Genomic DNA, 11,435 nt, shown 5'->3' with positions numbered 1-11,435 from the left:
GCCCCGCCGGAGGAGCCCGCCGACCCCGAGGACATCGACGACGACCTGCTCAGGCTCGTCTTCACCACCTGCCACCCGGTGCCCGCTCGCGGCGACGGCAAAGGTTCACGGAACCACGACTCACCGGACGCCATCCCCCGGCGACCGGGAGATCATGCCCACCGGCCGCCGTCGAGGGACCCCGGCGTCACTTGTGCGTGCCGGTGCTGGAGGTACGACGACGGTTTTTGCGGTGGTGGGACGTCCTCCCGTTCGTGGTGGTCGTGGTCTTCTTGCCCTTGGAGTGCCTCTTGGCTGGTGCCAGGTGACTGAAGAGCGACATGATCTTTCCCTTCATCTCGCACGGTTCACTAGGACATACGTGCGATCTCCCGTTTTGGATGGCAATTCCGGCAAGATTTCCGCGCACGGAATCCTCTCGGTGCATAGCCGCTGATGCCCAGGCCGAGGACCGGGCGGCCACCTGTCATCCGGTCCAAGGTGGCGGCCTGCTTGCGAGCAGGGCGGTGTCGCGCAGAGAGGCGAGCAGCACCTCCGGTCTGGACGCGGATGCGGGAGGTGGCACCGGCCAGGACGGCGAGTGCGACCAGGGGCTCGGGTTGTGGTAAACGAGTCGGTCGACCACACCGAGTTCGTACCCGGGCCTTCGGCCCGCGTTCGGCGATCATGTGCGCGATGCCGCCGCGGTCGCTGCGCGGTGTCGAGCCGCAGGGCTGCGGTTGACAGGACCGATGTCCTCGCGCCAGTACTCGTGGACCACGCCGTCGACGCGTTCTGGCGGGCGGCGCCGGATTTCGCTGTGCAGAGACCGCGACGCCGGAACGTCCGGTACGGCCTGCGTGAGGGGAGACCCCCTGAGGGCGAACAAGAGAACGACTGCACGCGTACTTGCTCCGCGCCGTCCACGGGGTGCCACTCGCCGCCGACGTACCCCCCGCCCCCGACCGGACGGCCGCAGCCTGTCGCCGCCAAGATGGCCCTGGAGATCGGCGCCTCCGCCCGAGGTGAAACGCCTGGCCAGCGACTGCTTCTCCGTAGTCCGGACGGCGGTGGCCGAGTGTGTGCGAGTGGCCCAGCGCAACGGCGACATCGACCCCGACGCGGATCCCGACGACCTTGCGTACCTTCCGCTGACCATCATCCGCAGGACCGATGTCGTAGGCGCGTACGGCCACAGCCCCGACCGCCTGACCTCGATCGCGGAGAGCGCGTTCGCCTTGCTGCCCCGCCCGCGGCACCGCTGAGAAGGGCGCGGCCGGCCTTGTTGCGCCCACTTCGACGCCGCGGAGGCACGGCCCGCAGGTTCACGCGCCGCCGGGCGGTCGTCCGGGCGGCGGCCGAAGAACTGCGCCCGCATCCAGTCGAGTTGCTCCACCGCATATGCGGTGTCGCCGGGCTTGAACTGCACGGTCAGTCGCCGAACGCCTCGCCGCAACAGGCGGTGGTACTTCGGCCGCCGCTCCGCCAACTCGGACCGCGTTTGCAGGAATTCGTGCCAGTGCTGCGCCTCGGTGCCCTCGTAGGGCTGGTGCCGTCCCCACGGGTGCGGGCAGCAGTACGGACTCCCGCTGAGACCAAGGCGATGGGCTGCATGACCGCGCAGGTCCACATGGTCCGAGCTGACGGCAATGGGCTTCCCTGTCTGTTCGCGAGGGGTCTCGGCGCAGGGCACGGTGAAGGCCGACCCTGGCCCGGTGAACGCGCCCGCCCGTGGTCGCCGGCACCACCGTCCGACACGGTGACGTGATCGCGGCCGACGACGACGCAGTGCTGTGCGTTCTCCTGCTGCGCCGCTCGCACACTTTGCCACCGCCGTCGCGACCACAAAGAAAGGTAAAGCCGACCCACCCTTCTTGACAGCTCAGTACAGAACTGCCTAGGTTTCTGACTGTTCAGTACACAACCATCCTGGGCTCACCGGACCGGCTTGGTCCGGGCTTGCAGGACCGTGCGGACCGAGTCGACCTCGGCGCGGGCGACCCCGCGCAGCGCACGACGAAGTCATGCCCACACCCGAAGGAACCACCATGCAGACAGCTTCCCCAGTGGCCCTCGTGACGGGCGCCTCCTCCGGGATCGGGCGGGCGGCGGCGCTCGCTCTTGTGGGCGCCGGCTTCGCGGTGGTCGGCACGAGCCGCAACGCGGCGAACGCCGAGCCGCTCGCCGGGGTGACGTTCCTCGATCTCGACGTGGCCGGCGACGAGTCGGTCCGCTCGCTGGTCGGGGAGGTGATCGACCGGTTCGGCCGGATCGACGTCCTGGTCAACAACGCGGGCGTGGGCGCGGTCGGCGCCGGCGAGGAGAGCTCGATCAACCAGGCCAAGGAGGTCTTCGACATCAACGTCTTCGGCGTGATGCGGATGACCAACGCAGTGCTGCCCCACATGCGCGCCCAGGGCAGTGGCCGCGTGGTCAACGTCTCCTCGGTACTGGGTCTGATCCCAGCGCCCTTCATGGCCGTCTACGCCGCCACCAAGCATGCGGTCGAGGGCTACTCCGAGTCCGTCGACCACGAACTTCGCGAGTACGGCGTCCGGATGCTGCTGGTCGAGCCGGCCTACACCAGCACGAGTTTCGAGGCGAGCAGCATGGCCCCCGACTCGCCCCTGCCGATCTACGCCGCACAGCGGGAGGTCTCCCGGGACGTGCTGGCCACGGCTGTGCGCAACGCCGACCACCCGGGCGTTGTCGCGAACGTGATCGTCGCGGCCGCCACCGATTCCAAGCCCAAGCTCCGGTACACCGCCGGCTCGATGGCCAGACGCGTCAGCGTCCTGCGCCGGATCGTGCCCTCGCGCGCCTTCGACGGCCAAGTCCGCAAGCTCAACCGACTGGCCGGCTGACCCCGCAGTACACCCGGCGCCCGAGGAGACGCACATGTCCACAACCAGAGACACCGAAGCCGGCATCGGTATCTGTCGTCCCACCGCTCTTGGTAAAGGCTGACGCACATGGAGTTCGAACACGTCACCTTCGACCTGCCGCACGGCACCTTTCATGCGCTGCAGGGTGGTGATCCCGATGGTCGACCGACGCTCGTCCTGCACGGCTTCCCGGACCATCCGCCGACCGCGAGGCCCTTCCTTGCCGAGCTCGGCCGCCGCGGACGTCACGTCCTCGCACCCTGGCTTCGCGGTTACGCGCCGTCCCCGACCGCGGGGCCGTTCGACTTCGCATCCCTCACCGGCGACGTGCTCGCGCTGATCGACCGCTGGTCTCCGGGGCGAGCCGTGGAGTTGGTCGGCCACGACTGGGGCGCCATGATCACATACGATGCCTGCGTCACCGCGCCGGAGCGGATCGAACGCGCGGTCGCGCTCGCCATCCCCCACCCGCTCACGTTCGTGACCCGGCCGCGCCCCGCTCAGCTACGCCGGAGCTGGTACATGGGGCTCTTTCAACTGCCGGGAAGCGGCTGGATGGCCTCCGCCCGCGATCTCGCCCTCATCGACCGCCTCTGGCGTCAGTGGTCGCCCGGCCTCTCGCTCGATCCAGCTGTCCAGGCGGAGCTGCACGAGCACCTGCGGGCGAGCATGCCCGCGCCCATCAAGTACTACCGGGAGATGATGCGCCCCGGCATGCTCAGGGCGGCGCGCCGCCTGTCTCAGCCGATCAAGGTGCCCCTGCTGCACCTCCACGGTGCCGACGACGACTGCATCCTCCCCCCGCAGGTCGACGACCGACATCGGTTCGCCGCCCCGCACACGCTGGAGATCGTCCCCGACGTCGGTCACTTCCTGCACATCGAGGCCCCCGAGGCGATCGCGGAACGGATCGCGGCATGGACCGAGTAGCGGAGCACATCACTCGAGGTGGGAAACGTATGGCACAGACCGCGGACGCTGCGCGGACCGTCATCATGACCGTGGACGACGATCCCGGGGTGTCCCGGGCCGTCGCCCGTGACCTGCGACGGCGCTACGGCGAGTCGTACCGGATCGTGCGCGCGGAGTCCGGGGAGTCCGCGCTGGAGGCGCTGCGGGAGCTGAAGTTGCGCGGTGATCTGGTCGCGGTGATCCTGGCCGACTACCGGATGCCGCAGATGAACGGCATCGAGTTCCTCGAACACGCCATGGACGTCTATCCGGGGGCCCGCCGTGTGCTGCTGACGGCGTACGCGGACTCGAACGCGGCGATCGACGCGATCAACGTCGTCGACCTCGACCACTACCTCCTCAAGCCGTGGGATCCGCCGGAGGAGAAGCTGTACCCGGTGCTCGACGACCTGCTGGAGGCGTGGCGCTGCAGTGACTTCCGGCCGGTGCCTGCCACCAAGGTGATCGGTCACCGGTGGTCGGCCCGCTCGTCGGACGTGCGGGAGTTCCTGGCCCGCAACCAGGTGCCGTACCGCTGGTACTCCACAGAGGAGCCCGAGGGGCAGCGGTTGCTGGCCGCGGCGGGCGAGGACGGGCAGCGGCTGCCGGTGGTGATCACGGCGGAAGGTACGGCGCTCGTCGAGCCGGAGGTGCCCGAACTGGCCGCGCACGTGGGGCTGGCGACGACACCCACGGCCGACTTCTACGACCTCGTCGTCATCGGCGGCGGCCCCGCCGGGCTCGGCGCGGCGGTGTACGGGGCCTCGGAGGGGCTCAGGACCGTGCTCGTGGAGCGGTCGGCGACCGGCGGGCAGGCCGGACAGAGCTCGCGGATCGAGAACTACCTCGGCTTCCCGGATGGGGTGTCCGGCGGCCAGCTCACCGACCGGGCCCGGCGGCAGGCGACCAAGTTCGGCGCCGAGATCCTCACCGCCCGTGAGGTGACCGGTTTGGAGGTCAACGGCGCGGCCCGCACCGTGCGCTTCGCGGACGGGTCGGCGATCGCGGTGCACAGCGTGATCCTTGCGACCGGCGTGTCATACCGGCAGTTGGAGGCGCCGGGTGCCGACGAGCTGTCGGGCCGCGGGGTGTTCTACGGGTCCGCGCTCACCGAGGCCGCCGCCTGCCAGGGCCACGACGTGTACATCGTCGGCGGCGCCAACTCGGCCGGGCAGGCGGCGATGTATCTGTCCAGGGGCGCCAAGTCGGTCACCCTGCTGGTGCGCGGAGCGGACCTCACCGCGTCGATGTCGCACTACCTGATCCAGCAGATCGACGAGTCGCCGAACATCTCGGTCCGGGCCCACACGGTCGTCGAGGCCGCGCACGGCGAGAACCAGCTGGAACAGCTGACGCTGCGCGACACGACGAGCGGGGAGACCGAACGGGTCGACGCGCAGTGGCTGTTCGTGTTCATCGGCGCGGCCCCGCTGACCGACTGGCTGGACGGCACGGTGTTGCGGGACGAGCGCGGGTTCATCCTCGCCGGGCCCGATCTGACCGCCGACGGGCGTCCGCCGGCGGAGTGGGGGCTGGACCGGCCGCCGTACCACCTGGAGACCAACATTCCCGGCGTGTTCGTCGCCGGGGATGCGCGCGCGGAGTCCGCGAAGCGGGTCGCGTCCGCCGTCGGAGAGGGAGCCATGGCCGTGATGCTCGTCCACCGTTATCTGGAGCAGTCGTGAGCGGGCGGCTGATGCCGTGCAGCGCGGCGGAGATCAGCTCGCTGTTCCTCTTCGAAAAGCTCAGCGCCGAGCAGCTCGACAGGCTGTGCAGCGCGGGACGGGTCGAACTGTTCGACCCCGGGCCGGTGTTCGCCGAAGGTGACCCGGCGACCTGCTTCTACGTGATGATCGAGGGCACGCTCGTCATGTCGCGCCGGGTGGGCAGCGACGACATCGAGGTGAGCCGCACGTCCCAGCCAGGGGTGTACGCGGGGGCCGTGATGGCGTACCTCGGGGACGGGAAACCGCAGCGGTACATCAACTCGTTGCGGGTGTCGGAGCCGACGCGGTTCTTCGTCCTGCCCGCCGAATCGTTCGCGAACTTCATCCACGAGTGGTTTCCGATGGCGGTCCATCTCCTGGAGGGGCTCACCCTCGGTTCGCAGACCTTTCAGCGGGCCGTCGGGCAGCGCGAACGGCTGCTGGCGCTGGGCTCGTTGTCCGCGGGTCTCACCCATGAACTCAACAACCCGGCCGCGGCGGCCGCACGGGCCACCTCGTCGCTCAGGGACCGGGGCGCGCACATGCGCCACAAGCTCAGCGCCATCGCCTCGGGCCCCTACCACCGCGACGCCCTGAAAGCCCTGGTCGACCTCCAGGAGCGTACGGCCGAACGGGTCTCCAAGGCGCCGGCACTGAGCCCGCTCGAAGCGTCCGACCGAGAGGACGAACTCGCCGACTGGCTGGACGACCACGGTGTCCAGGACGGCTGGCAGATCGCGCCGACCTTCGTGCAGGGCGGTCTCGACGTCGAGTGGCTGGAGCAGATCGCGGCGGCCGTCGGCGAGCAGGAAATCCTGCAGAGTGCCTTCGAGTGCCTCAACTACACGGTCGAGACCGAGCTGTTGATGTCCGAGATCGAGGACTCCACCACCCGCATCTCGCACCTCGTCCTCGCCGCCAAGCAGTACTCGCAGCTGGACCGCGCGCCCTACCAGGTCACCGATGTGCACGAACTCCTCGACAGCACGCTGCTGATGCTGTCGGGCAAGATCGGTCCACAGGTCAAGGTGGTGAAGGAGTACGACCGTTCGGTGCCGAGGATTCCGGCCTACCCGGCCGAACTGAACCAGGTGTGGACCAACCTGATCGACAACGCGGTCTCCGCCATCAACAGCGCGGGCGGCGAAGGGACGTTGACCGTACGCACCGCTCTGGTGCACGACCGGCTGCTGGTGGAGTTCCGCGACACGGGTCCGGGGGTGCCGGCGGAGATCCGCGGCCGGATCTTCGACCCGTTCTTCACTACCAAGCCGGTGGGCGAGGGCACGGGGCTGGGGCTCGACATCTCCTGGCGGATCGTCGTCAACAAGCACCACGGCGACCTGAAAGTCGAGTCCGTACCCGGCGACACTCGCTTTCAGGTGTTGCTCCCCCTCACCGCCACTGGCTCCGACACCGGGCCCGACCCGGCCCAGGAGTCCTCATGACGAAGGAGACTGGAATCGACCCCGGCGTCCCGCCCAGCGGTGCCGGATGCGTCGAGTGCGACGCCGACGGCGGCTGGTGGTTCCATCTGCGGCGCTGCGCCCAGTGCGGTCACATCGGCTGCTGCGACGACTCACCCGCCAAGCACGCCACCGCCCACTTCCGGGACACCGGCCATCCGGTGATCCGCAGTTACGCACTGATCCTCGCCCGCTCCCGCCGCTCGGTCGTCGTGATCGACAGCGGCTCCCCGCGCAACGCGCCCGCGAAGGCCGTGCACGGCCTGATCGCCCTGGACGGCCCCCCGCCGTCCGAGATCTTTCGACGGGGCCGGGAGCAGGTGCGCCAGTACGGCGGACGCGTCGTGTCCGGCGAGGTGGTCTCGGCCGAGCCTGCCGCCCCGTCGGCGGACGGGGACCTGCGGTTCACCGTCACCCTGGCCGACGGCCGCAGAGCGAGCCGGCCGATGAAAGCTGCTTCGGAACCCCACCGCACCGGAAGGCACGTGATCCTGTGATTGCTGCTGACGAGACGTTCGACGGCACGTGGCCGTATCCCGCCCGCTTCAACCAGGCGGCCGGCTTCCGCCAGCACTATGTCGACGAGGGCCCCGAACAGCCCGACCAGACGATCGTCATGTTGCACGGCGAGCCCACGTGGGGCTACGAGTGGCGCCACCTGATCGGGCCGCTGTCGCGCCACCATCGCGTGGTCGTTCCCGACCACATGGGCTTCGGCAAGAGCGAGACACCGCAGGACCACACGTACGACGCGAGCGAACACATCCTGAATCTCGAATGGTTGCTCGTCGACACGCTCGACCTCACGGACATCACCCTGGTGCTCCGTGACTGGGGCGGCCCCATCGGCACCGGGTTCGCGCTGCGTCACCCCGACCGGATCTCCCGGATCTTCGCCACGAACACCGTGCTGCCTCTCGCAGACGACATCGCCCCTCTCATGAAGGCCAACGGCGTCGAGAGCCGGTGGTTCCAGTGGGCCCACTCGGCGCTCGCGGACGGTTCGTTCGAGCAGGTCCTCGGAAACGCGGGTCACACCATCGCCCACCTGATGATCGACCTGCAGCATGTCGCCCGGCCCGAGATCGCCACGCCGACCTGGATCCGCGCGTACTCCAGCCCCTTCCCGACCCCGGCGGAGTGCCGCGGTGTCATCGCCTTCCCCCGCCAGGCGCTGGAGGGCCCGCAGGGCCCCCCGCCCGGCCCGCCGCCCATGGAAGCCGTCGCCGCGCTGCGCGCCGTGCCGACGATGCTGGCGGTCGGGATGCAGGACACCGCACTGCTGCCCGAGTACGTGATCCCGTCGTTCAGGCTGACCTACCCCGACGCACCCGTGGTCGAGATTCCGAGCGCCGGCCACTTCCCGACCGAGGACGCGCCCGAGACGCTGCTGGCACTGCTCGAGCTGTTCCTGCAGACGACGCCCGCGCGCACCTGAATCCTGAATGTCGAAGGGCCGGCTCCGCACACGCGGAGCCAGCCCATCGCCGTGCGGCAGAGGTGATGCTCGATGGTCAGGGCAACCGGATCTTGGGATGCATCGAACGGCGCCCTCCGCCCGGACTTGCGGGCCAGTAGACCCGACCCTCGACCATCAGCGCCGCATCAGGGCGGAGATCGTCTATGGGACAGGTTTTAGTCGGTGAATGCGCCCATGGCGCGGTCGAGCAGCACCGCCAGGGGGACCTTGCCTTCACAGGCGACCCAGCCGGTCGATGCCGCGTCCGCGCAAGCGAGGGCGGCCGCGACCAGGGCGGTCGGCCTGGGATCCTCCGGATGGTCGGGGCCGGTCCCCAGCCGGCGTGCGATCTCCGGGACCATCATTTCCTGCCAGCCCAGCTGCTTCTCGTAGTGCCGGGCCCGCAGGGACGGCGTGTCCTGGAGCATCCGCAGATAGCTGAGGGTCCGCTCGGGTGCGGCCTCGTTCATCCGCGTCATCACGTCGAACGCGCGGCGCAACGCCTCCCAGGGCCGCTCCTCGTCCGGCCGGGCGGCGAGCGTATCGGCGATCTGGCGACCGATCTCCTCCAGGTCGACCAGGACGATGTCCTCTTTCGTGCCGAAGTGCCTAAACAGGCTGGCGCGCGAGAGCCCGGCCTCGGCGGCGATCTGGTCGACGGTCGTGCGCTCGAAGCCCTGCTCGATGAAGAGCCGTAGCGCTACCTCCGTGACTTCCGCCCGGATGGTCGCGCGCATGCGCTCACGCAGCCCGGGCTTGGCGGCGGAGCGGGGAGGAGTCCCGGCGGAATCAGTCATGCCTCAACAATACACGACAGCTCAACTTGATACTGAGTCTCATGCAGGTGTACGGTCTCTCCATAACCCCTCGTTTCGAGCAGGAGTGTTTTCCATGAGCAAGATCTGGTTCATCACGGGTTCCTCGCGCGGTTTCGGCCGCCAGTTCGCCGAGGCAGCCCTTCAGCGCGGCGACAAGGTCGCGGCCACCGCCCGCAACACCGACTCCCTCAAGGACCTGGTCGCCGCCCACGGCGAGCAGATCCTTGCGCTGACCCTGGACGTGACGGACAAGGCCGCCGCCACCGAGGCCGTCCAGCGGGCGCACGCGCACTTCGGCGGCCTGGACGTCGTCGTCAACAACGCCGGCTACGGCCTGTTCGGCACCGTCGAGGAACTGACCGAGCAGCAGGTCCGCGACCAGATGGAGACCAACTTCTTCGGCGCCCTGTGGGTGACCCAGGCCGCGCTGCCGCTGCTGCGCGAGCAGGGCAGCGGCCACATCGTGCAGATCTCCACCATCGGCGGCGTGACCACCTTCCCCAACCTGGGCGGCTACCACGCCTCCAAGTGGGCTCTGGAGGGCCTGACCGAGTCCCTGGCCAAGGAGGTCGCCGCGTTCGGGATCAAGGTCACCCTGGTCGAGCCCGGCGGCTTCGCCACCGACTGGTCCGGCGCCTCCGCCAGCTTCGCCGAGCAACTGCCCGTATACGACGGCGTGCGCGCCGCCGTGGCCGAGGGCTGGCGCAACATGAAGATCGGCGACCCCACCGCGGCCGGACCGGCACTGCTGAAGATCATCGACGCCGACGCCCCGCCCCTGCGTGTCTTCTTCGGCACCGCGGGACTGGAGCTTCTTCCCTCGGTGTACGCCGAGCGCCTCAAGACCTGGCAGGACTGGGCCGACGTCTCCGCCCTGTCCCAGGGCAACCCGGCCTGAACTGAGCGACGCCACGCGCCTGCCCACACCCTCAACGCCAGGGCACACCCGTCACAGCAGGTCAGCGGCGCGCCTCGTCGCTGCTCTGTTCAGCCGCCCCATGCCCGGCCGGGTCTTCGCCGCCCTCATCAAGCGCGGCTGCGGTGCGCCGGCCGGACCACAGATCCCCGACCAACTTCCACACAACACGACCCGAACCACAACGGATACAAGGAAGACCCATCATGACCAACAACAGCGCCCGCCCCAAGGCACTCATCGTAGTCTCGGCTGGATCAGAACTGCCGCTGACCAAGCCGGAAGGCGGCCGCAGCCTCAACATCGGCTGGTTCCTCGTCGAGCTGGCCGCTGTTCTCGCCCAGTACGAGGACACCCACGACTTCGTCCTCGCCACGCCGGACGGCAAGCTCCCGACGCTCGACATCAACGGCATGGCGCTCGCCATGCACGGCGGCGCCAACCTCGGCTCGGACCTCATGCGCGTAGCCATGCAGAACGAGCAGTACGGCGTTGAAGAGGTGCGCGAGAAGAACCCCGCCCTCGTCGCCCGACGTGAGACCGAGCTCGCCCTCCTGCGGCGCCACCTCGGCCGGATGCCGGTCTCCCCGATCCTGCCGAACACCGACAAGGAGGCCGCCTCCATCCATGAGGACCTCGTCGCCGGCCTTCAGGCCCTGCCGGAGCACAAGTGGTACTCCATCGAGGAACTGCTCGCCCGGCACCGCGACGCAACCGACGACTTCTCGCTTGCCGGCTTCGATTTCATGCACGCGCCGGGCGGCCACGCACCGATGATCGACTTCCACGACAACCCGCTGGTCGGCGAACTGCTCCACCAGCTGCGGGAGAACGACGTCCCGATCTCACTGATCTGCCACGCGCCCGTCGCGATGACGGCTGCCAAGTACCGTGTCGACGCCGATGGCAAGGTCAGCGTCCACGAGAACCACGCGTTCAAGGGCGCCCACATCACCACCGTTCCCGACCACGGCGAGCTGCAGATGCTCGACGGCGGCTACCCGAAGATCCCCGGCGAGGAGACCCGCCTGGAATTCTTCGTCGACGTGGTGCTCAAGGACGCCGGATACAAGGTCGACACGACCGAGAACATGGCCGAGGTTCTGGTCGTCTGGGACGAGACCCACGGTGTCCTGACCGGCAACGGGCCGCACTCCGTCGACGAGCAGACCGCGCGCCTGAACGAGATCGTGCAGCACCGCAAGGCCGCACGATCCTGACCAACGCCCTGGCTGGTCGCATGTCAACCAGTGAG

10 protein-coding genes and 2 pseudogenes are annotated in these 11,435 nt (G+C 69.1%); 10 read left to right on the top strand and 2 right to left on the bottom strand.

Annotated elements, in window-relative coordinates:
• Positions 1-350: 350 nt before the first annotated feature.
• Entirely contained in the window at positions 351-668 is a 318-nt protein-coding gene (locus ABZT02_RS43945; protein ID WP_356028620.1) for an LLM class flavin-dependent oxidoreductase, read from the bottom strand.
• Positions 669-1,067: 399 nt separating this feature from the next.
• On the opposite strand from ABZT02_RS43945, the gene ABZT02_RS43940 reads away from it, so the two are divergent.
• The 8 genes and pseudogenes from ABZT02_RS43940 to ABZT02_RS43905 all read left to right on the top strand — a co-directional run bounded on the left by ABZT02_RS43940 (position 1,068) and on the right by ABZT02_RS43905 (position 8,425).
• The gene (locus tag ABZT02_RS43940) at positions 1,068-1,244 is read left to right on the top strand and encodes a hypothetical protein (RefSeq protein ID WP_356028617.1); all 177 of its coding nucleotides are present in this window, start codon (positions 1,068-1,070) and stop codon (positions 1,242-1,244) included.
• Between the two features lie 783 nt (positions 1,245-2,027).
• The gene (locus ABZT02_RS43935) at positions 2,028-2,843 is read left to right on the top strand and encodes an oxidoreductase (RefSeq protein WP_356028614.1); all 816 of its coding nucleotides are present in this window, start codon (positions 2,028-2,030) and stop codon (positions 2,841-2,843) included.
• Between the two features lie 108 nt (positions 2,844-2,951).
• Entirely contained in the window at positions 2,952-3,794 is an 843-nt protein-coding gene (locus tag ABZT02_RS43930) for an alpha/beta hydrolase (RefSeq protein WP_356028612.1), read from the top strand.
• A gap of 29 nt (positions 3,795-3,823) precedes the next feature.
• Positions 3,824-5,500 (top strand): FAD-dependent oxidoreductase, encoded by a 1,677-nt coding sequence (locus ABZT02_RS43925; RefSeq protein ID WP_356028609.1) that lies wholly within the window; start codon positions 3,824-3,826, stop codon positions 5,498-5,500.
• The gene (locus ABZT02_RS43920) at positions 5,497-6,969 is read left to right on the top strand and encodes an ATP-binding protein (protein ID WP_356028607.1); all 1,473 of its coding nucleotides are present in this window, start codon (positions 5,497-5,499) and stop codon (positions 6,967-6,969) included. Before ABZT02_RS43925 ends, ABZT02_RS43920 begins: the two co-directional genes overlap by 4 nt.
• Positions 6,966-7,163, top strand: a pseudogene (locus ABZT02_RS43915) (UBP-type zinc finger domain-containing protein); the annotation flags it as partial. The gene ABZT02_RS43920 and the pseudogene ABZT02_RS43915, both read left to right, overlap by 4 nt.
• Positions 7,149-7,418: pseudogene (locus tag ABZT02_RS43910) on the top strand (NAD(P)/FAD-dependent oxidoreductase); the annotation flags it as partial. The pseudogenes ABZT02_RS43915 and ABZT02_RS43910, both read left to right, overlap by 15 nt.
• A 62-nt stretch (positions 7,419-7,480) precedes the next feature.
• Positions 7,481-8,425: an alpha/beta fold hydrolase gene (locus tag ABZT02_RS43905; protein WP_356028604.1), complete on the top strand. Its 945-nt coding sequence runs from the start codon at positions 7,481-7,483 to the stop codon at positions 8,423-8,425.
• A gap of 197 nt (positions 8,426-8,622) precedes the next feature.
• Here the strand turns inward: ABZT02_RS43905 and ABZT02_RS43900 are convergent, their stop codons facing one another.
• Positions 8,623-9,243: a helix-turn-helix domain-containing protein gene (locus ABZT02_RS43900; RefSeq protein WP_356028602.1), complete on the bottom strand. Its 621-nt coding sequence runs from the start codon at positions 9,241-9,243 to the stop codon at positions 8,623-8,625.
• Positions 9,244-9,337: 94 nt separating this feature from the next.
• Between ABZT02_RS43900 and ABZT02_RS43895 the strand changes: the two genes are divergently transcribed.
• Together ABZT02_RS43895 and ABZT02_RS43890 are read left to right on the top strand one after the other, a co-directional pair.
• Positions 9,338-10,162, top strand: a complete 825-nt coding sequence (locus ABZT02_RS43895) for an SDR family oxidoreductase (protein WP_356028599.1) — start codon at positions 9,338-9,340, stop codon at positions 10,160-10,162.
• Between the two features lie 224 nt (positions 10,163-10,386).
• Positions 10,387-11,400: a hypothetical protein gene (locus tag ABZT02_RS43890; protein ID WP_356028597.1), complete on the top strand. Its 1,014-nt coding sequence runs from the start codon at positions 10,387-10,389 to the stop codon at positions 11,398-11,400.
• The last annotated feature ends 35 nt before the right edge of the window (positions 11,401-11,435 follow it).

Source organism: Streptomyces sp. NPDC005402 (assembly GCF_040606575.1).
Lineage (GTDB): Bacteria > Actinomycetota > Actinomycetes > Streptomycetales > Streptomycetaceae > Streptomyces.
This window is presented reverse-complemented; position numbering and strand designations above follow the sequence as displayed.